This is a genomic window from Vibrio sp. 2-Bac 85 (assembly GCF_037546705.1).
GTDB lineage: Bacteria > Pseudomonadota > Gammaproteobacteria > Enterobacterales > Psychromonadaceae > Psychromonas.
Genome location: NZ_JALAAB010000011.1, coordinates 53,428 through 76,179, shown reverse-complemented (window position 1 = coordinate 76,179; position 22,752 = coordinate 53,428). Strand labels below are relative to the sequence as shown.

General features: G+C 37.8%; 24 protein-coding genes. 20 read left to right on the top strand and 4 right to left on the bottom strand.

Annotated elements, in window-relative coordinates:
* The first annotated feature begins 9 nt into the window (after positions 1 to 9).
* From murC to lpxC, 6 genes are all read left to right on the top strand, one after another.
* On the top strand, positions 10 to 1,470 hold the full coding sequence (gene murC, locus MT390_RS12550; protein WP_166369752.1) for a UDP-N-acetylmuramate--L-alanine ligase: 1,461 nt from the start codon (positions 10 to 12) through the stop codon (positions 1,468 to 1,470).
* On the top strand, positions 1,470 to 2,390 hold the full coding sequence (locus MT390_RS12545) for a D-alanine--D-alanine ligase (RefSeq protein ID WP_499441458.1): 921 nt from the start codon (positions 1,470 to 1,472) through the stop codon (positions 2,388 to 2,390). Before murC ends, MT390_RS12545 begins: the two co-directional genes overlap by 1 nt.
* A 3-nt stretch (positions 2,391 to 2,393) precedes the next feature.
* On the top strand, positions 2,394 to 3,137 hold the full coding sequence (locus tag MT390_RS12540; protein ID WP_166369756.1) for a cell division protein FtsQ/DivIB: 744 nt from the start codon (positions 2,394 to 2,396) through the stop codon (positions 3,135 to 3,137).
* A gap of 68 nt (positions 3,138 to 3,205) precedes the next feature.
* Positions 3,206 to 4,450, top strand: coding sequence for a cell division protein FtsA (ftsA, locus tag MT390_RS12535; protein ID WP_166369758.1), 1,245 nt, complete (start codon positions 3,206 to 3,208; stop codon positions 4,448 to 4,450).
* A gap of 70 nt (positions 4,451 to 4,520) precedes the next feature.
* Positions 4,521 to 5,720 carry a cell division protein FtsZ gene (ftsZ, locus tag MT390_RS12530; RefSeq protein WP_166370016.1) on the top strand — a complete coding sequence of 400 codons (1,200 nt, stop codon included), beginning with the start codon at positions 4,521 to 4,523 and terminating at the stop codon, positions 5,718 to 5,720.
* 86 nt (positions 5,721 to 5,806) lie between these two features.
* Positions 5,807 to 6,736, top strand: a complete 930-nt coding sequence (gene lpxC, locus MT390_RS12525) for a UDP-3-O-acyl-N-acetylglucosamine deacetylase (protein ID WP_166369760.1) — start codon at positions 5,807 to 5,809, stop codon at positions 6,734 to 6,736.
* Between the two features lie 208 nt (positions 6,737 to 6,944).
* On the opposite strand, the gene MT390_RS12520 is transcribed toward lpxC, so the two are convergent.
* Positions 6,945 to 7,409, bottom strand: coding sequence for a DciA family protein (locus MT390_RS12520; protein WP_166370018.1), 465 nt, complete (start codon positions 7,407 to 7,409; stop codon positions 6,945 to 6,947).
* A 129-nt stretch (positions 7,410 to 7,538) separates the two neighbouring features.
* Between MT390_RS12520 and MT390_RS12515 the strand changes: the two genes are divergently transcribed.
* The 3 genes from MT390_RS12515 to mutT all read left to right on the top strand — a co-directional run bounded on the left by MT390_RS12515 (position 7,539) and on the right by mutT (position 11,842).
* The gene (locus MT390_RS12515) at positions 7,539 to 8,564 is read left to right on the top strand and encodes a peptidoglycan DD-metalloendopeptidase family protein (RefSeq protein WP_499441455.1); all 1,026 of its coding nucleotides are present in this window, start codon (positions 7,539 to 7,541) and stop codon (positions 8,562 to 8,564) included.
* Between the two features lie 41 nt (positions 8,565 to 8,605).
* The gene (secA, locus tag MT390_RS12510) at positions 8,606 to 11,329 is read left to right on the top strand and encodes a preprotein translocase subunit SecA (protein ID WP_499441453.1); all 2,724 of its coding nucleotides are present in this window, start codon (positions 8,606 to 8,608) and stop codon (positions 11,327 to 11,329) included.
* 126 nt (positions 11,330 to 11,455) lie between these two features.
* Positions 11,456 to 11,842: an 8-oxo-dGTP diphosphatase MutT gene (mutT, locus tag MT390_RS12505; protein ID WP_499441452.1), complete on the top strand. Its 387-nt coding sequence runs from the start codon at positions 11,456 to 11,458 to the stop codon at positions 11,840 to 11,842.
* On the opposite strand, the gene MT390_RS12500 is transcribed toward mutT, so the two are convergent.
* Together MT390_RS12500 and nadC are read right to left on the bottom strand one after the other, a co-directional pair.
* Entirely contained in the window at positions 11,826 to 12,761 is a 936-nt protein-coding gene (locus MT390_RS12500) for a DNA ligase (RefSeq protein WP_499441451.1), read from the bottom strand. The genes mutT and MT390_RS12500 overlap by 17 nt on opposite strands.
* Before the next feature lie 72 nt (positions 12,762 to 12,833).
* The gene (gene nadC / locus MT390_RS12495; RefSeq protein WP_499441449.1) at positions 12,834 to 13,688 is read right to left on the bottom strand and encodes a carboxylating nicotinate-nucleotide diphosphorylase; all 855 of its coding nucleotides are present in this window, start codon (positions 13,686 to 13,688) and stop codon (positions 12,834 to 12,836) included.
* A gap of 121 nt (positions 13,689 to 13,809) precedes the next feature.
* Here nadC and coaE point away from each other — a divergent pair, with 121 nt between their 5' ends.
* The 7 genes from coaE (at position 13,810) to MT390_RS12460 (ending at position 17,881) form a co-directional block, all read left to right on the top strand.
* Positions 13,810 to 14,424 (top strand): dephospho-CoA kinase, encoded by a 615-nt coding sequence (gene coaE, locus MT390_RS12490; RefSeq protein ID WP_499441448.1) that lies wholly within the window; start codon positions 13,810 to 13,812, stop codon positions 14,422 to 14,424.
* A 54-nt stretch (positions 14,425 to 14,478) separates the two neighbouring features.
* Positions 14,479 to 15,210 carry a cell division protein ZapD gene (gene zapD / locus MT390_RS12485; RefSeq protein WP_499441446.1) on the top strand — a complete coding sequence of 244 codons (732 nt, stop codon included), beginning with the start codon at positions 14,479 to 14,481 and terminating at the stop codon, positions 15,208 to 15,210.
* A 51-nt stretch (positions 15,211 to 15,261) separates the two neighbouring features.
* Positions 15,262 to 15,456, top strand: a complete 195-nt coding sequence (gene yacG, locus MT390_RS12480) for a DNA gyrase inhibitor YacG (RefSeq protein ID WP_499441444.1) — start codon at positions 15,262 to 15,264, stop codon at positions 15,454 to 15,456.
* Between the two features lie 320 nt (positions 15,457 to 15,776).
* A complete protein-coding gene (locus tag MT390_RS12475) occupies positions 15,777 to 16,799 on the top strand; it encodes a hypothetical protein (protein WP_499441443.1) in 1,023 nt (340 codons plus the stop codon).
* 18 nt (positions 16,800 to 16,817) lie between these two features.
* Positions 16,818 to 17,057, top strand: a complete 240-nt coding sequence (locus MT390_RS12470; RefSeq protein ID WP_499441507.1) for a GGDEF domain-containing protein — start codon at positions 16,818 to 16,820, stop codon at positions 17,055 to 17,057.
* Entirely contained in the window at positions 17,050 to 17,247 is a 198-nt protein-coding gene (locus MT390_RS12465; protein WP_499441441.1) for a diguanylate cyclase domain-containing protein, read from the top strand. Before MT390_RS12470 ends, MT390_RS12465 begins: the two co-directional genes overlap by 8 nt.
* Positions 17,248 to 17,536: 289 nt before the next feature.
* Positions 17,537 to 17,881 carry a HopJ type III effector protein gene (locus MT390_RS12460; RefSeq protein WP_299664045.1) on the top strand — a complete coding sequence of 115 codons (345 nt, stop codon included), beginning with the start codon at positions 17,537 to 17,539 and terminating at the stop codon, positions 17,879 to 17,881.
* A gap of 119 nt (positions 17,882 to 18,000) precedes the next feature.
* Here MT390_RS12460 and yciH read toward each other — a convergent pair whose 3' ends face one another.
* Positions 18,001 to 18,327, bottom strand: coding sequence for a stress response translation initiation inhibitor YciH (gene yciH, locus MT390_RS12455; RefSeq protein ID WP_499441505.1), 327 nt, complete (start codon positions 18,325 to 18,327; stop codon positions 18,001 to 18,003).
* A 230-nt stretch (positions 18,328 to 18,557) separates the two neighbouring features.
* Here yciH and MT390_RS12450 point away from each other — a divergent pair, with 230 nt between their 5' ends.
* The 4 genes from MT390_RS12450 to rlmN all read left to right on the top strand — a co-directional run bounded on the left by MT390_RS12450 (position 18,558) and on the right by rlmN (position 22,664).
* On the top strand, positions 18,558 to 18,782 hold the full coding sequence (locus MT390_RS12450; protein ID WP_499441439.1) for a FeoA family protein: 225 nt from the start codon (positions 18,558 to 18,560) through the stop codon (positions 18,780 to 18,782).
* A gap of 1 nt (position 18,783) precedes the next feature.
* Positions 18,784 to 21,075, top strand: coding sequence for a Fe(2+) transporter permease subunit FeoB (feoB, locus tag MT390_RS12445; RefSeq protein ID WP_499441438.1), 2,292 nt, complete (start codon positions 18,784 to 18,786; stop codon positions 21,073 to 21,075).
* An 11-nt stretch (positions 21,076 to 21,086) separates the two neighbouring features.
* Complete coding sequence (locus MT390_RS12440) at positions 21,087 to 21,317, top strand: FeoC-like transcriptional regulator (RefSeq protein ID WP_166369788.1); 231 nt, start codon at positions 21,087 to 21,089, stop codon at positions 21,315 to 21,317.
* A 228-nt stretch (positions 21,318 to 21,545) separates the two neighbouring features.
* Positions 21,546 to 22,664: a dual-specificity RNA methyltransferase RlmN gene (gene rlmN / locus MT390_RS12435; RefSeq protein WP_166369790.1), complete on the top strand. Its 1,119-nt coding sequence runs from the start codon at positions 21,546 to 21,548 to the stop codon at positions 22,662 to 22,664.
* Positions 22,665 to 22,752 lie beyond the last annotated feature (88 nt).

Sequence of the window (22,752 nt, the reverse complement as noted above, 5' to 3'; positions counted from 1 at the left end):
TGAATTCCGATGACAAAAATTGAATTAGCAGAAATCCGTACCATGATCCCAGAAATGCGCCGTGTAAAACAGATCCACTTTGTGGGGATAGGTGGCGCTGGTATGGGGGGGATTGCTGAAGTATTAGCCTATGAAGGCTATAAAATCACTGGTTCTGATATTGCTGAAAATACCGTCGTTAAACGTCTGCGTACCATTGGGGCAGAAATCTTTATTGGTCATGCACAAGAGAATATCTATGGTGCTTCAGTGGTGGTTGTATCAACAGCCATTAATAAAGAAAACCCTGAGTTATTGGCCGCGCAGCAAGCGCGTATTCCCGTGGTTCGTCGTGCTGAAATGTTAGCCGAGTTAATGCGTTATCGCCATGGTGTTGCTGTGGCGGGTACGCATGGAAAAACCACCACAACTAGTTTGATTGCGAGTATTTATCGTGAAGCAGATTTAGATCCTACTTTTGTGATTGGTGGTTTGCTAAATAGTGCTGGTACTAATGCTAAATTAGGGCAAAGCCGTTATTTAATTGCCGAAGCAGATGAAAGTGATGCTTCATTCTTGCATCTACAACCCATGGTGTCAGTAGTGACCAACATTGAAGCTGATCACATGGATACCTATCAAGGTGACTTTGAAGTTTTAAAAGATACTTTTGTGCAATTTATTCAAAACTTACCTTTTTACGGTACTGCGGTTGTTTGTTTAGATGATCAAGTGGTTGAGAGTTTGATCCCGCGTTTTGCTCGTCAATGTGTGACCTATGGTTTTCATGAGCAAGCCGATGTGCGTATTTCTAACTTTCAACAAACGGTTAGCAGAAGTGAATTTTTAGTACACCGTAATAATCGCCCTGATTTAACGATCCAGTTAAATTTACCGGGTAAACATAACGCATTGAATGCTGCTGCGGCAATTGCTGTAGCGATGGAAGATGATATTGAAGATGCGGCTATTTTAGCTGCATTACAAAGTTTTGAAGGCATTGGTCGTCGCTTTGAGCAATATGGTGAATTCGAAACCGGTCGTGGTAAAGCGATGTTAGCAGATGATTATGGTCATCACCCAACGGAAGTACAAGCAACCATTAACGCAGCACGAGCAGGTTGGCCCGAAAAGCGCCTTGTGATGGCGTATCAGCCGCATCGTTATACACGTACTCGTGATTTATACGAAGATTTCGCGCACGTTTTATCGCAGGTTGACCAACTATTATTATTAGATGTTTATTCCGCAGGGGAGACGCCAATCGCAGGTGCAGATAGCCGTTCGCTATGTCGCACGATTCGCCAACAAAGTGGTAAAGAGCCTATTTTTGTTGCCTCACCTGAAGCTTTGCCGGGTGCATTAGCAAAAGTGATTCAAGAAGGTGATCTGGTCCTTACTCAAGGTGCGGGCAATATTGGCGCAGTTGTTAAAACCTTAGCTGAATTAAAATTAGATATTGAAAAAATGACACAAGTGAGCGCAAGTTAATGGCGATAGATTTTGGAAAAGTAGCAGTTCTGTTTGGTGGTAATAGTGCAGAACGAGAAGTCTCTTTAATGTCAGGCAATGCCGTTTTAAATGCGTTAATTCGTCAAGGTGTTGATGCGCATGCCGTGGATCCTAAAATTGATGATATTTCACAAATTAAAGCGTTAGGTTTTGAGCGAGCTTTTATTGTATTGCATGGTCGTGGTGGCGAAGATGGCACTATTCAAGGCTTTTTAAATACATTGAATATTCCCTTTACGGGCAGTGATGTATCGAGTTCTGCAATTGGTATGGATAAAGCCAAAACTAAGCAAATTTGGCAAAGTTGTCAGTTACCTACTGCAAGCTATCAAATTATTATCAAAGAAAACTTTGAACCATCAACCGCTACCGATATACTAGCTTCCTTATCGGGTGCTGTAATGGTTAAACCGGTACACGAAGGCTCAAGTATTGGTATGGCTAAAGCAGAAAATGCAGAACAATTAGTGGCTGCTTTAGAAGAAGCCTTTAAGTTTGATAATAAAGTATTACTTGAATCTTGGATAACCGGTGATGAATTTACTGTTTCAATGCTAAATGGTCGCGCATTACCGGCTATTAGTATGAAAACAACTAATCAGTTTTATGATTACCAAGCAAAATATCAATCCACAGAAACACAATACTTGTGTCCCTGTGGGCTGTCAGATAATGAACTAATCGAGTTAAACCATATCGCTGAAGAAGCTTTTAAAACTATTGGTTGTAGCGGTTGGGGACGTGTTGACTTTATGCGTGATGAAAACAAAAACTGGTTCCTATTAGAAGTGAACACAGTACCGGGCATGACTGAAACCAGTTTAGTACCAAAAGCAGCGAAGCAAGCTGGTATTAGCTTTGATCAATTAGTGTTATCTATTTTAGAGCAAACTTTATAATTTATGTGGCATAAGTTAAAACAAGTCAAAATAAGCAAATGGATTGGTTTCTTTGTTTTTGTACTTTTAATGTATGCCTTACAGGATAGCTTTTTTAAATTAAAATTTTGGTTAACGGACCACCAATCATCACCATTAACGGCATTAGTGCTCACGGGTGACCGCGAGCATATTACTGAAGATGTGGTGAGAGAGGTGCTAGCAGACCAAGAAGATAGGTTAAATTTCTTTACTTTAGAAATAGCTGAGATACAAAAACAATTAGAGCAAAAGCCCTGGGTTTATTCTGCATCGATTCGAAAAAATTGGCCCGATACATTAAAGATTCATATTGTTGAGCAATCGATTGTTGCTTCATGGAATCAGAAGTCATTATTAAATCGGTTTGGCGAAATTATCGATGTGTTACCTGAGCAGGACAATAATTATATTGCGCTGTCAGGTGATGATAAACATTCTGAACAAGTGCTGAATACATATTTACAATTAAATCAGTTATTGTTGCCGAGTCATTACAGAATTGCTGCTTTACACAGTGACCAACGTAATGCCAGTGAATTAGTGTTAAGAAATGGCATTAGTTTGAAGTTAGGTAAAGAACAAAAATTAGAACGTATACAACTATTTTTAAATGCATTTCCAAGAATTGCACAAAAATATGAAATCAGCTCCATCGATTATGTTGATCTTCGTTATGATACTGGGTTGGCAATTGGATGGAAGAAAACAGAAAATAATAAAACCTAATATAATAATTTTATGCTCATGTTGAGTTAATTCTTCTCTCTTAAAATAGAGAAAATGGTGATAGACGAATGGAAAGTAATTACACAGTTGGTTTAGACATTGGTAGTAATAAAGTGGTTGTCTTAATCGGTGAGTTATTAGCAAATGATGTAATTAATATCGTTGGAGTGGGCAGTGCCCCGTCCAAGGGAGTTGATAAAGGCTCTGTAACGAACTTAGATGCAGTCGTTGAGTCGATCGCAAGTGCGTTAAAACAAGCAGAAGATATGGCTGACTGTCGAGTCTCGTCAGTTAACTTATCAGTTTCAGGTTCGCACATTGAATCAATGAATGAATCGGGTACTTGGGCGATTGATGCACACGAAGTGACTAACTATGACGTTGAAAGTGTGATCCATAATGCGCGTTCAGTGAAAATTCGTGATGAACAGCGCTTATTACATGTCATTCCTCAGGAATACTCTATTGATTCCCAAGGGCACATTAATAATCCTATTGGATTGTCGGGTGTTAAGCTAAAAGCAAATGTACATTTAATTACTTGTCATAATGACCTAGTTAAAAATTTAGAAAAAGCAGTTGAACGTTGTGGTTTAGTGATTGACCAGTTAACATTTTCAGGTGTTGCATCAAGTGAAGCTATTCTTAGTGAAGATGAAAAAGAGCTAGGTGTCTGTATGATCGATATGGGGGGTGGTACAATGGACCTTTCTATCTATATCGCAGGTTCATTACAGCATAGTATGGTACTTGATTATGCGGGTAACTCAGTGACTAACGACATTGCCATTGCATTTAGTGCTCCGCCAACGTCAGCTGAAGCAATAAAAGTTAAATATGGGTGTCTAAATAAACGCTTAGTACTAGATGAAGAGACCATCGATTTACCAAGTGTCGGTGGCCGACCTGCACGTAGTTTGCAGCGTTCAATATTAGTAGATGTTATTGAGCCACGATATAGTGAGTTATTAACTTTAGTTAAGAATGAAATCTTTAAATTGAATGATAAATTTGCGCGTGAAGGTTTAAAGCAACAATTAGCGGCGGGTGTTGTCATAACAGGTGGTGCTGCTCAAATTGAAGGTTTGGTTGAAGTTGCTGAAGAAGTATTTGGTAATATTCAAGTTCGAATTGGTAAACCGGAACATATTCAAGGATTAGCTGATGATGTAAACTCACCAGCTTACTCTACGGCAGTAGGTTTATTACGTTATAAAAATGACGAGTTTGCAGGTGAAGAGGATGCTGAGCCGGAAAATCGTTTTGCAAGTTTATTCAGTAAAATAAAAAATTGGATAAAAAAAGAATATTAGTTATCAAGTTACATGGATTGGGTGGTAACAGACGATGTCACAAGAAAATAATAGAGTGGAAGAGAGTCAAATGTTTGAAATAATCGATGATGAAGACCATTCAGCACAAGCCATAATTAAAGTTATTGGCATTGGTGGTGGTGGTGGTAACGCGATCAATTATATGATCGAAAAAGGTCTAACTGGCGCTGAATTTATTGCTATGAATACGGATGCGCAAGCATTACGTTCATCAAAAGCAGATATTCGCTTACAATTAGGAGCTAATATCACTAATGGTTTAGGTGCCGGTGCAAACCCTGAAATTGGTTATAAATCAGCACTTGAAGATAAAGAGCGTATTCGAGAAATCGTTACTGGTGCCGATGTTGTATTTATTGCTGCTGGTATGGGTGGTGGAACAGGTACTGGTGCTTGTCCGGTTGTTGCTGAAATCGCTAAAGAGGAAGGTGCATTAACCATTGGTGTGGTTTCAAAACCTTCTTTGTTTGAAGGCCGTAAGCGAATGAATTACGCAACGCAGGGGATTGCTCGTTTATCTGAAAATATTGACTCTTTGTTGATTATTCCAAATGATAAACTACAAAAATCTTTACCACGTGGCATATCTTTCTTAGATGCGTTACGTGCTGCGAATGGCGTACTTTATGATGCGGTTTCTGGTTTTTCTTCAATCATTAATAATGAAGAAAGTACTATCAATATCGATTTCGCGGATGTACGCACTGTAATGACAGAAGCGGGTACTACTGCGGTAATGGGAATCGGTGTATCTTCTGGTGAAAACCGTGCTGAAGAAGCCGTTGAAGAAGCTATTTCATGTCCATTATTAGAAGATGTCGATCTATCAGATGCACGCGGTGTCCTTGTTCATATCGTTGCTGGTATCGATTTCAGTTGGGATGAATACCACACTGTGGGTGATGCGTTAAAACAATTCGCTTCCGATGACTCTCAAAATATCATTGGTGTAACTGTTGATCCAACCTTAGAGACGGGTGAATTACACGTTACAGTAATTGTGACGGGTATTGGTGAGCGTAAATCTGAATTAAATGTAGTTAAAAACCCTACGCTTAATACTCAGAAAACACCAGAAAGTGTTGAAAAAGCACCTGAAGTTGAAGTTGCAAAAAGCAATGTTGAAGCTGAAGATGCTAGTCAAGCGGAGCCTGAAATAGTAGAGCCAATTGCTGAAGTTAAAGATAAAACTAGCACCGAAAGTTACTTGGATATTCCTGCTTTTTTAAGACGTCAAGCAGATAACTAAATTTAAGCTAACGATATAACAGTTTGTGATATTGATCTCAAACTGTTATCATTGGTCGCAGATATCATCGTAGTGGAGGTCATTTTATGATTAAGCAAAGAACATTAAAACAAAGTGTTAAATCAACGGGTGTTGGTTTACATTCAGGGAACAAAGTAACAATTGAGTTGCACCCTGCACCTGTTAACACGGGTATTGTTTATCGTCGTATTGACCTTGACCCGGTGGTTAGCTTTAAAGCACATGCACAAGCAGTGCAAGAAACGCTTTTATGTACTTGTTTAGTAAATGATCAAGGGCAGAAAATTTCTACTGTTGAGCATTTATCTGCTGCATTGGCTGGTTTAGGTATTGATAATATTATTATCGATGTTGACGCACCAGAGATTCCAATCATGGATGGTAGTGCGAGTCCTTTTATTTTCTTGCTTCAATCTGCTGGTATCGAAGAGCAAAATGCAGCTAAAAAATTCATCCGTATTAAAAAAACAGTACGTGTAGAAGATGAAAAAGAAGGTAAGTGGGCTGAATTGCATCCTTCTGATAATGGATTCAGTTTAGATTTTAAAATTCATTTTGATCATCCTGTATTTGAAGGTCAAAACCAACATGTTGAAATGCAGTTTTCAGGTGACTTATTTGTTAAAGAAATCAGTCGCGCACGTACTTTTGGTTTTATGAAAAGCGTTGAGTATCTACAATCTAATAATCTAGCATTAGGTGCAAGTTTAGATAATGCGATTGGTTTAGATGAGTTCCGTGTATTAAACCCTGAAGGTTTACGTTACGAAGATGAATTTGTTAAACATAAAGTATTAGATGCTATCGGTGATTTATATTTATCTGGTTACAGCATTCTTGGTCATTTAAAAGCCTTTAAAACTGGTCATGCCTTAAACAACAAGCTTTTGTGTGCGTTGCTTGCTGATCAAGAAGCATTTGAAATGGTGACCTTTGAAGAACCTGTTAGTGAATCACCAATACAATACATCGAACCTGTTTTTGTTACTGCTTAAAATACTTAATTAAGATTGAATAAGTGTTTAGTTAAGCAAAGATAGACTTCAATGAAAGCCACTTTATTTTTAAAGTGGTTTTTTTTTGCATTTTTTAGAGCGGGGATAAATGTTCGTGCCCTTTAGAATCTGCAACACAGAATTGGTTTACTTTAAGCGTAGAACTGAATAGAACTCGAATTGAATAGTTGTGGTTAGTTAATCGCTATTATTCACTTTTATTGGTTGAAAATTTAGCTAATGATTGTAGTGCTTTTTTTAATTTAGGATCGGCATTTTCAGCTAATGCTAAAAAAGAGTCTGCAATATCTTTACTCATTTTTTGGGCGCGTTTTTTTACTGGTTTGTTAGTTTTTAGTTGCGATGGGGTCACTTTTGCAAGGGCTGGGTTAACTTTGACCTTGATGCTAATCAAAGACGAATGATGGGTGCGCAATTCGCTGAGGAGATCACTTCGTATAAATTGTAAACGCTGAAGCCATAGTGAGGTCGGACTTTCTATAATCAAAGTCCCATTTTCAATATTTCCTATACGACATCCACTGATGTTGTGTTGTTTTAAAAGCCTTTGTAGTACCATATCCAACTTAGTTATCAAGGATGTACTTTTCTGATAACTATTTTTTTCTAATAATAGTGCAATGGGTTTAGGTTGTTTCTTGTAAGATTTCATAGCAGCCATCAATAGTGAATTAAGTTTATGAGTATAACGGTTATTTATAATAGGAAGGAGACTGAACATAGCTTTTCTATAACAAGATCGACATTTATTTTCGTGTGCATATTGATTGTCGCGATCTTGATGACGAGTGCTTGGCTGTTACAATCGCATTACCATCAACAATTAACCCAACATAAAATACAAGCTCTCAGTGAGCGAAACCTCATTAAGCAACAATATTTAGACACCTTACAATCTCAAACCAACCAACAAGTGCAAGCACTGGCTGTTAAAATAGGTCAATTACAGGCACAGAGTATTCGCTTAAATAATTTAGGTGAACGTATTGTCGATAAATCAAATTTTCCCAAAGAGGAATTTGAGTTTGATATTAACCAATATATTGATCAAGGGCTTATCCTTGATGCCGATAACCTAGATAAAAGTCTAGATCAAAGTTCAGACCAAAGTTTAGAGCAAAACCTAGACCAAAATGTAGAGTCTGACAACGAGCAAGTCGTGGAAGAGGCGATTGACCATGAGCCAATTGATAATATATCTGCAAATGCAGAGTCAGTAGATGAAGAAATTGAGCAGCCAGTGCCGTTAAATGTTGTTTCCAATGTAAAAACATTAGACACTTCAGACCTAGCAAAACTTCATAAAAATGTATCACTCCTCGCATATCAGTACCAAAAGAATCAAAATTTACTGCAACAACTTGAAATTACATTAACTAATCTCCATCTTACAGATGAGTTATTCATTTCTGGTCGCCCTGTTCCAATTCAAGGATCTTGGATATCTTCCCCCTTTGGGACTCGAACAGATCCATTTACGGGGCGTTTACGTCGTCACAAAGGCGTTGATATTGCTGGACATACAGGTATGCCGATTAATGCTACTGCCGCAGGGGTAGTAACAACATCAGAAGCACGCACTGGTTATGGTTATGTGGTAGAGATCAATCACGGTAGTGGTTTGAGAACACGCTATGCACATGCTTCATCGTTACTTGTAGCGGTCGGGGCTGTTGTTGAAAAAGGGCAACAAATTGCAGTGATGGGAACAACAGGCCGCTCAACAGGGCCACATGTGCACTATGAAGTCATCAAAGATGGCACCCAAATAGACCCAGTTTATTATATACAAAGATTACCAAGCTAAATTACAACTTTTATCCGACTTTTTACAATGAGAAAAGCAAAATGATCACATCGCTAATAACAAAAATAATAGGCAGTCGAAATGACCGTTACCTTAAAAGCCTACGTAAAGTAGTAAATGAAATTAATAAACTTGAACCGGAGATTAAAGCGCTATCGGAAGAAGAGTTAAAAGCTAAAACCGCTTATTTTAAAGAACGTCTCGCTAAAGGCGAAACCATCGATGATATTTTGGTTGAAGCTTTTGCCGTAGTCAGAAGTGCTTCTGAACGTGTATTTGGAATGCGTCACTTCGATGTGCAGTTGATTGGCGGTATGGTATTAAATGAAAACAAAATTGCAGAAATGCGTACTGGTGAAGGTAAAACCTTAACGGCCACATTACCTGCTTATTTAAATGCGTTAACCGGTAACGGTGTGCATGTTATTACCGTGAATGATTACCTAGCGCGTCGTGATGCGGAATGGAATGCAACACTATTTGAATATCTAGGATTAACCGTTGGTATTAACTTGTCAGGTATGACCGGTGAAGAAAAACGTACTGCATACGCTGCCGATATTACCTACGGTACGAATAACGAATTCGGCTTTGATTACCTACGTGACAACATGGCTTTTGAAGCTTCACAACGCGTTATGCGCGGCCTCCATTTTGCTATTGTCGATGAGGTTGATTCTATTTTAATCGATGAAGCAAGAACACCATTGATTATTTCAGGCCCTACCGATGGTGATGCAACGCTTTATACTAAACTAAATTCAATTATTCCTTTACTGACTCAGCAGGATAAAGAAGATACTGAAGAATATGTTGGTGAGGGGGACTTCACTGTTGATGAGAAAAGCAAGCAAGTATTATTAACTGAACGTGGTCAAGAAAAAGTTGAGCGTATCTTACAAGAACGTGGGTTATTAGAAGAAAATACTTCTTTATATGCGGCATCTAGCATCAGTTTATTACATCATGTGAATGCAGCATTACGTGCTCATACTCTGTTTGAAAAAGATGTTGAATACATTGTAACAGCACAAGGTGAAGTCGTTATTGTTGATGAACATACCGGGCGTACTATGCCTGGTCGTCGTTGGTCTGAAGGTTTACATCAAGCTGTTGAAGCAAAAGAAGGGGTTAAAATTCAAAATGAAAACCAAACTCTTGCCTCAATTACTTTCCAAAACTACTTCCGCTTATATGAAAAATTAGGTGGGATGACAGGTACAGCAGATACAGAAGCATTTGAATTCCAGTCTATTTATGGGTTAGAAACTATTGTAATCCCTACCAATCGCCCTATGGTTCGTAAAGATGGTGGCGATTTAGTTTATTTGACTGAGATCGAAAAGTATCAAGCTATTATTGAAGATATTAAAACACGTTTAGAGCGTCGCCAACCTGTGTTAGTGGGTACAGTTTCGATTGAAAACTCTGAATTACTTTCTGAATTGATGACAAAAGCCAATATTAAACACAATGTTTTAAATGCTAAATTCCATGAAAAAGAAGCTGATATTATCGCACAAGCAGGGGCGTTAGGATCAGTTACTATCGCAACTAACATGGCCGGTCGTGGTACAGATATTGTATTAGGTGGTAATTTACAAAACCGTCTAGAAAAACTAGGTGAGTTGACTGAACAACAAATTGTTGCTGAAACCGCTGCATGGAAAGAAGATCAAGCGGCAGTGTTAGCTGCTGGAGGCTTGTACATTGTAGGTACTGAGCGTCATGAATCGCGTCGTATCGATAACCAATTACGTGGTCGTGCGGGACGTCAAGGTGACGCCGGTGAAAGTCGTTTCTACCTGTCGATGGAAGATTCGTTAATGCGTATCTTTGCTTCTGAAAAAGTGTCTAATATGATGAAAAAATTAGGTATGGAAAACGGCGAAGCGATTGAACATCCTTGGGTAACTCGTGCTATTGAAAATGCACAACGTAAAGTAGAAGGCCGTAACTTTGATATGCGTAAATCATTGTTGGACTTTGATGATGTTGCCAATGATCAACGTAAAGTCGTTTACCAACAACGTAATGGTATTATGGACAGTGATAATATCACTGAAAACATAGAGCAAATGTGGGCAGACGTATTCAATACCTGCATTGACGAATATGTACCGCAACATTCGTTAACCGAGCAATGGGACTTAGCTGGATTAGAAGCGCGTCTGAAACAAGACTTCTTGATCGAGTTACCAGTGCAACAATGGTTAACCGACGATGCGAATATACAAGAAGAAACCATTCGTGAAAATATCGTAGATCATGCGCGTAATACTTACCAAGATAAAAAAGAACAAGTGGGCGAGTCTATTATTGCTGGATTTGAAAAATCAGTAATGCTCCAAACTATTGATATGTTGTGGAAAGAGCATTTAGCCGCGATGGACCATCTTCGTCAAGGTATTCATCTACGTGGTTACGCTCAAAAAGATCCAAAACAAGAATATAAACGTGAATCTTTTGAACTGTTTATTGCGATGTTAGAAAATTTGAAAATGGATGTAGTAGGCATTTTATCTAAAGTGCAAATTCAAAGTAAAGAAGAAGCCGAAGCAATTGATCAACAGCGCCGAGAAGCCGAAGAAAAAGCGAAAATTCAATATCAACATGCACAGGTCAATAGTGATGGTGAAGCTGAAAAAGAAGCTGATGAAACGGCTGATACCTTTATTCGAGAAAACAAAAAAGTGGGTCGTAATGAGCCATGTCCTTGTGGATCAGGTAAAAAATTCAAGCAATGTCATGGTAAATTAGGGTGATCAAATATCGGTGTTATTTAGATAACACCAGTGCAGCATGACATAAAAGGTGGTACTTCTTTGAAGACCACCTTTTTCTTTTTAAAGCGTAAACAACCTTAATCGATACAAGTAAGTGTGAATATTATGATAGAACAACAAACCATCAGTATTGCCATTGTACAAAATGAACAGAAACAATTACTTATTAGCCGCCGTCAACAAGGTAAGCACCTCGCTGGAAAGTGGGAATTTCCGGGAGGTAAAGTTGAACAGGGTGAGTCGCTTGAAAGTGCAATGTTACGCGAGCTAAAAGAAGAAGTAGGATTAAGCGCAACCCAATTCACTTTATTTGATTCACTTAATTTTCAATATGACCAACTAAACCTGAGTCTGTATTTCTATTTAATTAAAGCCTATGAAGGCGAACCTGTGTCTTTAGAAGGACAGGAGATAAAATGGGTTAGCGCATCTCAACTTATTGAATATGAGTTCCCTAAAGCTAATTTAACCGTGATTAATAAATTACTCTAACGCGCATGAATGAGGCAAATCGTGGTACATTGTTACGCGTTTTGCCGGTATAACGATAGCTGATAGTTGCGCCAATTGGCGGTGGATTTTGGCGTTCTTTATCACTAAAACCAGAGCCTATCTTAAAGGTGATACCATCTTCGGTTTTTACTAATAAAGAACCCAGTTGTCCTTTATATTTACCTTTGCCGGGTAGATGTTCGATCACTGTCGCTTCAGCATCTTCAAATTTTTTCAGTTTCATCAAGTCTCTATTACGTTTATGTTGGTATAAAGCCTGTTCATGGTGCAGCATTAAGCCCTCTCCATTTTCAGCTACAACCTCATCTAGTAATGCGTATAAAGCAGTAATAGAGGTTAACTTTTGTTGCTTTATGATCTGTAAATAGGGGCTCTTCGCTTGATCAACTAATTGTTGCATCTGCTGAATGCGTTGTGAAAATGGTGCTGGGCTGAGTGGTAGATCAAAGATCATAAACTTTACCTGTTGCCATCGAGGATTATTTCTATCTTGAGTACGCACAATACCTGACACTTTTTCAAATTGTTGTCGTGATATCCATAACTCACCATCAAGTGCAGTAGTGGGGAAATCGCGTGTAAACCAAACTGGGGCAGTGAAACGGTTACCCTGCTTAGATATAAGTTGCTCTCCATCCCAGTAAGCACGTAACCCATCTAATTTTTCACTGACAAAATATTGTTCAATATTAATGTCTTGACGAAAGGTGGTTGCAAGTTGGATTGCCGGTGTCTGGGCATAGCAAAAAGTTGTGCTAAAGAAGATGATTATCAGTGGGCTTGTTTTAGTCAGTTTGGAGCGAATGAGGCCGTTGCATGATATATAATAGTAGTTTATTAATCTTTTTATCGTGACGACAAATAGGCAGGGAGTGAAGCGATTAATCGTATTTATCATAAGAACCTCCAACACAGTAAAAGAACAAAGACTTTTACAAGTGTAGGAAGTTTTTAGCAGTTAGGTTATTTTTTATTCTTGGATAAAGCGCATTGATAAGTCGACAGCATGTACGTGTTTAGTTAATGCACCTACAGAAATATAGTCAACGCCGGTTTCGGCATAACTTAAAATAGTCGTGTTATCTACATTGCCTGATACTTCTAAGTCTGCTTGACGTGAATTACCTTTATTAATGGCTACAGCTTCTAACATCATTGCAATGCTGAAGTTATCTAACATAACACGTTGCGCACCTGCATCTAATGCCTGTTTAAGTTCATCAATACTTTCCACCTCAACTTCTACCCAACGTTCAGGGTGTTGTTGATTAGCAACTGTTATTGCTTGTTTAATGCCACCACAGGCCATAATGTGGTTTTCTTTAATTAAGTAGGCATCGTAAAGGCCAATGCGATGGTTAAAACCACCTCCGCATACCACCGCATATTTAGAGGCATTGCGTAAACCGGGTAATGTTTTACGCGTATCTAATAATTTACATTGAGTTGAAGCAATTAAGTCTGAGTAGTACTTGGTAGTGGTTGCGATACCAGATAACGTCTGAATAAAGTTTAATGCTGTACGTTCGCCTGTTAATAATGTTCTTGCTGGTCCCTGTAATGTGAACAACGGGCTATTAGCGAGTACAAAATCTCCGTCCTTAACATGCCAAGTGATAGTCACTTGATCACCTAATTGGCGAAATACTTCTTGGGTCCAAGCCTTACCACAGAAAACTGCATCATCACGTGTAATTACTGTCGCTTTTGAGCGTTTATCTTCAGGAATTAAATTAGCGGTAATGTCACCTTCAGCTGCTGATAATCCATTTAAATCTTCGTTTAACGCTAAGCTAACACTTTGTGCAATTTCTTGTTCAATCATGGTAAATTTCCAGACGGGGATAAAAAATGAAATATTACCCTAATGGCCTTTGAATACCAATGACCTTAATGCTTAACTCTTATAAAATAAGAGATACAGATCAATATAAAGAGAAGATATAATGCAAGTGATTATTGGCTTAACTGGCGGTATTGGCAGCGGAAAATCAACCGTAGCAAAAGAATTTACCGCTTTAGGAATAGATATTGTTGATGCAGATAAAGTTGCTCGACAGGTGGTTGAACCTGGGCAACCTGCATTAGCTGAAATTGAACTTTATTTTGGCCGCGATGTCTTAAATGCTGCAGGCGAACTTAATAGAGCTAAGCTGAGGAAACTTATTTTTCAATCTGAAACTAAAAAACAATGGTTAAATGCATTATTGCACCCCATTATTCGCGATACATTATTAGCTCAACTAAACATGGCTAAGAGTGAATATGTGATGTTGGAAGCGCCATTATTACTGGAAAATAAACTGACTCAATATACTGATTATACGCTAGTCGTTGATGTAGACGAAAAATTGCAAATCGAGAGAGCAATGCAACGAGACGACAATTCAAAATCTCAAATTCAAGCCATTATGGATGCGCAGATTAGCCGTTCGCTTCGCTTACAACAGGCTGATTATGTTATTGACAACAGTAGTGTTGATCGCGTGGCTTTAAAACAACAAATTAAATCGTTACATTTGAAATTTTTATCCCTAAAAAAGAAGACATTTAATTCTTAGTTATGCCTTTTAATGTAACCTTACTTTTTACAAAACAAATAAATAGACTATTTTATGATCTCTTTTGAATACCCCCTAACAGAAAAAAGTCGTTGTTACTTACGCTTTGAGTCACTTTTTTTACAAATTAAACAAAGCATGGGTTTGGATCATGAAAGTGATGCTACTGCCTATTTCAAATCATTATTTGAATTAATAGAATTAAGTGACCGCAGTGATATTCGACATGATTTAATTAAAGACTTACGCGCTTTATTAGAAGATATGCAATCATGGTTGGCATGGGAGCAGGCAGATACTGAAGCCATTAAGGCATTAATGGTAGAAATAAGTGAATTGATTAGTACCTTATTAGTAATGTCAAAACAATTGAAATTCTTTAAAGATAGTCGTTTTTTAACATCGTTAAAACAACGTTTTTTCATTCCTGGTGGTTGTTGTAACTTTGATTTACCGCAATTTCATTTCTGGCAAGCACAGCCTATTTCAGTACAAAAAGCAGATGCTAAAAAATGGTTTGAGCACTTTGATGTATTAGAACGTGCGTTAACATTATTTTTGAAAATGAAACGTCATCAAGGTATTAAGTCTAAACAGCGTGCTAAAAATGCTTTTTACCAAGGTGAAGTTGAACATGCCTTGTTTATTATCATTAATGTGGATCCTGCGCTGCAGGTATATCCTATGATATCAGGGCATAAACATCGTTATTCGGTTCGTTTTATGAATGCCAATGCTGAAAATAGTCACGCTGATTATATAGAATTTGAACAGGTTTTTTGTTAATAAAAAAGTGATTAACGTTAAAATAAAAGATTAAATATGTAAGGAAGAACGATGAAAGTTAATTGTCCAACTTGTCAAAAAAAAGTTGTCTGGGATAAACAAAGTTTGTATCGTCCATTTTGTTGTAAACGTTGTCAGCTTATTGATTTAGGCGAATGGGCCGACGAAGAAAAACGCATTAAAGGGGAATCAGTAAGCCCCGAGAATCTTCCTCAAAATAGAACGATTTATTTTGAGGAAGATTAAATAAAGCTATTTATTGTTAATAAATAATTAGAAAGACTTCTTTTTTAATCGGATCAACAAAATATTTTATACTACCAACAATAAATCAAAACTTAATACTGTAAAAATTCAGAATGCTAGCGTAACTTAGGGTACATTCTGAATGTTTACAGCCCATCGTAAACATTCATTAAATATCCATCAGCGCTTCACCTTTATGCTTAGTATTTTTTACATCAAGGTTTGCTGATTTAGTATCTTAAGAGAAATGTAGTCGTACAGTAATCGGTATATGGCTCTATTCAAAAAGGGTACCTATGAACGAATATAGATGAAGTTTATTGTATTTTATTTTTTTGTTAATTCTGAGCTATGTGTTATATGGCGCCTATGCAGGGTATACAAAGGAGAAAGAAGCAGTTCGTTCGCGTATAGCCAATACCAGCTTCTTGGTTACTGAATGGCTTAAAGGAGAGTTTCAAGCATCAGATTACGTCCTATTAAATATAATGAGTCATCTCTCTTCAGATGATTTGATTTACCCTCACCCGGATCCACAACAGCAACAAGCGAGCACCAAATTTTTCACCTCCAAACTACAAACTTTACCTAATTATTATGCTGGTGTGGGTACGGCAGATAAAAATTGTATTCTTACTCATGTTTATAATTATCCCCCTCGATTATCTGTACTTGGCTTTGATGGTAGCCTACGAGATTGGTGTGTTGAGCACAAAAATGATGAAAACTCTGGACAAGTTGTGACACCTGCTTTTATTAGCACTACTGGTAACATTGGTGTAGTGCAGAGTCGCGCCTTTCGTGGAGGCTCAAAAAAAGTGGCTGGGGTGGTTGCTTTTCAGGTGGAGCTAAATTTCTTTTCAACATTCATTGAACAAGTCACATTGGATAAACACGGTGTAATTGCTGTAATAGATAGTAATATGATGCTATTGGCTCGAAGCCCCAATATTTCGGAAAAAATCGGGGTACAAGTTAAAGGGGAAGTTGCGGCTAAATATATTGCTTCCAAGCGTCAAACTTTAATGACATTTAACTATCTCTCTCCACTGGATAATCAGAACAGATTTTATGGGTTGCGCAAAGTAGATACTTTACCTTTTTATGTTTTAGTGGGTGAAGCTAACGAAGACTGGTTACAAAGTTGGTATTTAAAAATATTGATGGTGTTCTGTGTTGTGAGCATATTATTTATTATGTCGATCCTATTGTTGTTGAATCACCGGAAACAACTTGATCAAGCTAAAAATTTATTATTAGCACAAACAGACTCGCTCACTAAAACATTAAACCGACGCGGTTTTATGTTACAGGCCAAAAAAGAATTGGATATAGTGCATTGATATGACACTGATCTTGCTATTTTTGCACTGGATATTGACCGCTTCAAATTAATCAATGATACACATGGTCATGCAACAGGCGATAAAGCAATAGTTTCTTTTACAAAAGTTTGTTTTGACTCATTACGTGATGTCGACATTTTTGCCAGAATTGGGGGGGATGAATTCATTCTTTTACTGCCGTACACCAACTTCAAACAGGCGCATATTGTTGCCGAACGTATTAGGCAAGCGGTAAGAATGCATTGTTATGAGTGATGATAATAAGCCGGTGACAATGACCTTAAGTATTGGTGTCGCTATGATTGACCCTGGCATTAATAGCGTCACTGATATGATATCGTTGGTTGATAAAGCGCTTTACTCTGCAAAACAAAAAGGACGTAATCAGGTGCAATTCATCAGCAATGATGAAACCGACTTCATAAGTGGTTTTAATCACAGATAGAGATTACAGTCCTGAAAATTGCTATTGAGTACTAGGTTGATAATGATTACTAGGTCGATGATGATTATCACAGAGCAGATGAATAGTTTTTATCATTCATCTGCTCACCTCATTTGTTCACTTCACCTATTCAACTTATTAACGGTTAGATTTTAATTATAAAAGCTTAACTTGATTCAAAGTATATTCAAGGTCATGATCAAAACATGCTATTGAAACAGATATTATGTATTTCAATAAATATTGAACAAACATTGAAGCAACATCGTAGATAAAAAAAGGGAATATAATGACGTTACAAGACTTTATAAAAAAATTGCAGACACAACCACAAGTGATTGAGTTTGCGGATACAATGGCTGTTATTGAAGAAAATTATAACTTTACTGAAACGTCGTTTAGTAATGGGCAACAAAAAAACGCTGCTGGCGAAAATGCAGGCTCATGTAAGATTTTTTCATTTGCACAATTAAATAACTTATCTAAAGAACAGACCTTGGCTTGTTTTGGTGTTTATTATCGCGACCATGTTTTAGGTCATCCAGATGCTACGGATCATCAGAATATTCGTCAATTTATGGCCAATGGTTGGGCTGGTATTAATTTTGATAGTGTGGCATTAAAGCCTTTATAAGGTGATGATTGCTGTTATTTAATGAGTAACAGAAGTATCAAGCTGTAATAAAAAAAGCAATAAAATGGGGTTAATTCATAACCCCATTTTTGTAGCGTATTACAGGGTAAAAACAACGCTTAACTGCCTGCTAACTTAACTTGGTAACCTTGTTTTTCTAATTCCGATTTAATAATGTCACGTTGATCGGTTTGGATTTCAATCACAAAATCTTTAACTGTACCACCACACCCAGTTCGCTTTTTAATCTCTTTTGCCAATGCTTTAATGGCTTTATCGTCCAGTTGCAAACCTTTAATCAAGGTCACTCCCTTACCTTTACGTCCTTTAGTTTCACGATGTAGACGAATAATGCCGTCACCCTCAGGTGCAACCTGCTTTTGCTTGCTTTTTTCTACTTTGCCACCGTCTGTAGAATAAACTAAATTTAAATCACCAAAATCCATCATCATCCCTACCTATTCAATTTTTATCTATTTTATACCGGTTAATACGGTAGATGCAAAAATCAATACAAAGCTCATTTATGGTGACAAATTGATCTAAAACAAGAGTCTTGTTTATAGCGGCCATTTTAGTCTACTTTACGTTGTTAATGATAATAGTTTGTATTACCTTGTTAGTTAGTAACAAGCACTGATTGATGCATTCAGTGCAGCAGTGGTGAGGTATAAAAATGGTATTATCTGAATTAAAAATAGGCCAAGTGGCAAGTATTGTGAACATCAATGCTATTGAGCCTATGATGCGCAAAAAATTACTCAATTTAGGCTTTTTACCAAAAGCAAAAATACAATTATTACGTGTTGCTCCGATGGGGGACCCGATTGCAATTCGCTGTGCAAACAGTTCTATCGCGCTACGTAAAAGCATCGCTAATCAAATCATAGTGGAGCGCTAAAATGAACTTAAATATCGCAACTATTGGTAACCCTAATTCAGGGAAAACAACGTTATTTAACGCGCTCACTGGTAGTAATCAACGAGTGGGTAACTGGAGTGGTGTAACGGTTGAGAAAAAAACGGGTCACTTTACTTTAGACAAACAGCAAACCGTTAAAATCATTGATTTACCAGGTATTTATAATCTGGATCATGACCAGTTTGGATCATCACTAGACGAACGCGTTGCATTTGAGTACATGATGCAAAGTGAACCTGATATTGTAATGAATATTATTGATGCGAGTTGCTTAGAAAGAAGCTTATATTTAACCTTACAACTATTGGAATTGGGGTTGCCGGTATTAGTGGTACTCAATAAGATGGACCTTGCAGATAAACAACACTTAGTGATTAATGAGAAAGCTCTCAGTAAGCAATTAGGTTGTCCTGTAGTGTCATTATCGGCGCATGATCAACAAGCAATAAAGCAATTAAAACGCACCTTTATGGATCTGGATTTAACTGCTCTATGTAATGATTTCTCGCTTGATTATGGTCCTCAATTAAGTCCTGTCATCGAACAAACATCGCAATTATTCCCTGCCAACACGCGCTTAAAACGACAAGCATTAGCCATTAAATGTATTGAAAATGACCACTCAATACTAAAAGGCTTTAATCAACAAGATAAACAGAACATTCAACAACTGCGAGATTCATTGGCGATTGATGTCGATTTGCAAGTCGCAGATGTACGATACACTTTTATTTATGCACTAACACAACAAGCAGTCAGAACGAAAGGGCACCTCAGCCAAACTCTAACAGAAAAAATTGATGCTATTACTTTAAATCGATTCACTGGTATTCCTGTGTTTTTATTAGTGATGTACTTAATGTTCATGTTTTCTATCAATATTGGTAGTGCATTTATTGATTTCTTTGACATTGCTGCAGGTGCCTTGTTTGTAGATCAAACAGCGCAGTGGTTAAGTCTTGTGAATACACCTGAATGGCTTATTAATGTCCTCGCTTATGGGGTTGGAAATGGCATTCAAACCGTCATGACATTTATTCCTGTGATTGCTTGTTTGTATCTGTTTTTAGCCGTCTTAGAAAGCTCAGGATATCTTGCTCGAGCAGCTTTTGTTATTGACCGTGCAATGCAATTTATTGGCTTACCGGGTAAGTCTTTTGTGCCGATGATTGTTGGTTTTGGTTGTACAGTACCCGCTGTGATGGCAGCAAGAACCTTAGAGAAAGAGCGTGAACGTTTATTAACCGTGATCATGTCTCCGTTTATGTCCTGTGGTGCTCGGTTACCTGTGTACGCTTTATTTGCCAGTGCGTTTTTTCCAGACCAAGGTCAGAATATCGTTTTTTTACTGTATTTAATCGGTATTTTAGTGGCGGTATTGACGGGCTACGTATTAAGCCGAACGATTTTACCTGGTAAAAGCGAAAATATGTTTTTAGAAATTCCAGATTATGAGTTACCGACGATTAAAAATACCTTAATTAAAACCTGGCAAAAACTTAAAGGGTTTATATTTGGTGCTGGGCAAACCATTGTCTTAGTGGTGACATTACTTAACGTAGTGAACTCTGTGGGTATTGACGGTAGCTTTGGTCATCAGGATAGTGAAAGCTCATTGCTTAGCCAAGGGGCGCAGATTATCACACCGATTTTATCGCCACTGGGTATTAATGACGATAACTGGCCTGCAACGGTAGGTATCGTTACGGGGATATTTGCTAAAGAGGCAGTGGTAGGCACGCTCAATAATCTCTATTCAAGTCAGACTGCAGGGTCTGAAGCTGAATTAAGTTTATTAGAAAAGCTTAATCAAGCATTGGCCACTATTCCTGAAAACCTTATGGGCATTGATGTTAGCGATCCATTAGGTATAAATGTCGGGGAATTAGGAGATTTAGCTACTGCAGCAGATGAGCAAGGTGTTGACCTGACTATTTATGGCAACATTCAGCAAGCCTTTGTGAGCCAAGAAGCGGCCTTTGCTTACCTGCTGTTCATTCTACTTTATGCACCTTGTGCTGCCGCTATGGGAGCGATCGTCAGAGAAGTTGGGATGAACTGGGCACGATTTATCGCCGTTTGGTCTACCGCTATCGCTTACATTGTGTCGGTTGCTTATTACCAAATGGCAACTTTTGCATTGCACCCAATGGCGAGCTTAGCTTACCTATTAGGTTCAGCTTTGATTATTTTAATCGTGCTATATAAATTAAAACTAAAAGGCAATTTGTTGGCTGATGTCTCTATTACTTCTAAACAATCTTTGGTGTAAAGGAGTAAAACATGATTTTAAAACGTTTATCTGACTATATTGAAACGCAACAACGTGTCGAAGAAGGCACAATATTAAAGCATTTCAGATTACAAAAAAATGGACTCGCACCGATGATTGAAATACTGATCCGAGCAGGACATATACAAAAAACAGTCAATCAACGCGGTGATAAACTACCACCACAGGTTTTCTATAGTTGGCATAAACAACAAGTTATCCCTATGACAACGTTATTATAGCCACACAATATAAGCCGCTTAATAACAGAAATAGGGTGTTTAAGCTTGTTTCGCTGATCATAACTTTTAAATTTATTATTTTGGTAATAAACCTTACACAACAAATACCTGATGCAGTAACTTGCTCAGGTATTTTTTTAGTTAAAATTTGTGACTAGCATCAGTTATTCAAAATATGTACAATCCACCTCCGAATTTATACCAGAATTAGTCTAGTTGAGGCATTCCATGAGTCAGAAAAAAGTAAACCTGTTAGATTTGAACCGTCAAGGTTTACGTGATTTTTTCACCGAAATGGGTGAAAAACCGTTTCGTACCGAACAAGTAATGAAATGGATTTACCATTTTGGTTGTGAAGATTTTGATCAAATGACCAATATTAATAAAGCATTGCGTGAAAAATTAAAGCAACGTGCAGAGATAATTGCGCCTGAAGTTAAAGTTGAACAACGCAGTGAAGATGGCACTATTAAGTGGGCAATGACAGTAGGTAACCAAGAGGTTGAAACTGTTTACATTCCTGAAAAAGATCGTGCTACGTTATGTGTTTCATCACAGGTAGGTTGTGCTCTAGCCTGTGATTTCTGCTCTACAGCTCAGCAAGGATTCAACCGTAACTTGACCGTGTCTGAAATTATTGGCCAAGTATGGCGAGCAGCTAAAATTATCGGTGTGATGGGTGAAAGTGGAACTCGACCTATTACCAACGTGGTAATGATGGGAATGGGTGAACCGTTATTAAATTTAAACAACGTTATTCCTGCAATGGAATTAATGTTAGATGATTTAGGTTATGCGTTATCGAAACGTCGCGTAACATTATCTACATCGGGTGTTGTACCTGCGTTAGATATTTTAGGCGACCGTATTGATGTGGCATTAGCGATTTCATTGCATGCGCCAAATGATGCGCTACGTTCTAAAATGATGCCTATTAATGACAAATATGATATTGCCGACTTCTTAGCGGGTGTAAAACGTTATATTAGTAAGTCGAATGCAAACCGGGGTAAAGTGACCGTGGAATATTTATTATTAGATCACGTTAATGACTCTACGGATCAAGCTCATGAGTTAGCGCATTTATTAAAAGATACGCCGTGTAAAATTAATTTGATCCCATTTAATCCATTCCCTGGTAATGACTATACTAAACCAAGTAATAGTCGTGTTGACCGATTCAATAAAGTGTTGATGGAGTATGGTTATACGGTGATCGTGCGTAAAACACGCGGTGATGATATCGACGCTGCTTGTGGGCAATTAGTGGGTGATGTTATTGACCGTACTAAGCGCACCATGAACAAACGCCAACATGGCGAAAACATCAATATTCAACAGAGTTAATAACAGAAAGCCTAAATTCTGTTCTTGAACAAGACGATCCAGTTCAAGAACAGTTAAAAAAAGCATGCATCAAACAACAAGTTACTTC

Coding starts and splice junctions, on each gene's coding strand:
- murC (WP_166369752.1), top strand. CDS start 10: ATGACAAAAATTGAATTAGCAGAAATCCGTACCATGATCCCAGAAATG.
- MT390_RS12545 (WP_499441458.1), top strand. CDS start 1,470: ATGGCGATAGATTTTGGAAAAGTAGCAGTTCTGTTTGGTGGTAATAGT.
- MT390_RS12540 (WP_166369756.1), top strand. CDS start 2,394: ATGTGGCATAAGTTAAAACAAGTCAAAATAAGCAAATGGATTGGTTTC.
- ftsA (WP_166369758.1), top strand. CDS start 3,206: ATGGAAAGTAATTACACAGTTGGTTTAGACATTGGTAGTAATAAAGTG.
- ftsZ (WP_166370016.1), top strand. CDS start 4,521: ATGTTTGAAATAATCGATGATGAAGACCATTCAGCACAAGCCATAATT.
- lpxC (WP_166369760.1), top strand. CDS start 5,807: ATGATTAAGCAAAGAACATTAAAACAAAGTGTTAAATCAACGGGTGTT.
- MT390_RS12520 (WP_166370018.1), bottom strand. CDS start 7,409: ATGAAATCTTACAAGAAACAACCTAAACCCATTGCACTATTATTAGAA.
- MT390_RS12515 (WP_499441455.1), top strand. CDS start 7,539: ATGACGAGTGCTTGGCTGTTACAATCGCATTACCATCAACAATTAACC.
- secA (WP_499441453.1), top strand. CDS start 8,606: ATGATCACATCGCTAATAACAAAAATAATAGGCAGTCGAAATGACCGT.
- mutT (WP_499441452.1), top strand. CDS start 11,456: ATGATAGAACAACAAACCATCAGTATTGCCATTGTACAAAATGAACAG.
- MT390_RS12500 (WP_499441451.1), bottom strand. CDS start 12,761: ATGATAAATACGATTAATCGCTTCACTCCCTGCCTATTTGTCGTCACG.
- nadC (WP_499441449.1), bottom strand. CDS start 13,688: ATGATTGAACAAGAAATTGCACAAAGTGTTAGCTTAGCGTTAAACGAA.
- coaE (WP_499441448.1), top strand. CDS start 13,810: ATGCAAGTGATTATTGGCTTAACTGGCGGTATTGGCAGCGGAAAATCA.
- zapD (WP_499441446.1), top strand. CDS start 14,479: ATGATCTCTTTTGAATACCCCCTAACAGAAAAAAGTCGTTGTTACTTA.
- yacG (WP_499441444.1), top strand. CDS start 15,262: ATGAAAGTTAATTGTCCAACTTGTCAAAAAAAAGTTGTCTGGGATAAA.
- MT390_RS12465 (WP_499441441.1), top strand. CDS start 17,050: ATGAGTGATGATAATAAGCCGGTGACAATGACCTTAAGTATTGGTGTC.
- MT390_RS12460 (WP_299664045.1), top strand. CDS start 17,537: ATGACGTTACAAGACTTTATAAAAAAATTGCAGACACAACCACAAGTG.
- yciH (WP_499441505.1), bottom strand. CDS start 18,327: ATGGATTTTGGTGATTTAAATTTAGTTTATTCTACAGACGGTGGCAAA.
- MT390_RS12450 (WP_499441439.1), top strand. CDS start 18,558: ATGGTATTATCTGAATTAAAAATAGGCCAAGTGGCAAGTATTGTGAAC.
- feoB (WP_499441438.1), top strand. CDS start 18,784: ATGAACTTAAATATCGCAACTATTGGTAACCCTAATTCAGGGAAAACA.
- MT390_RS12440 (WP_166369788.1), top strand. CDS start 21,087: ATGATTTTAAAACGTTTATCTGACTATATTGAAACGCAACAACGTGTC.
- rlmN (WP_166369790.1), top strand. CDS start 21,546: ATGAGTCAGAAAAAAGTAAACCTGTTAGATTTGAACCGTCAAGGTTTA.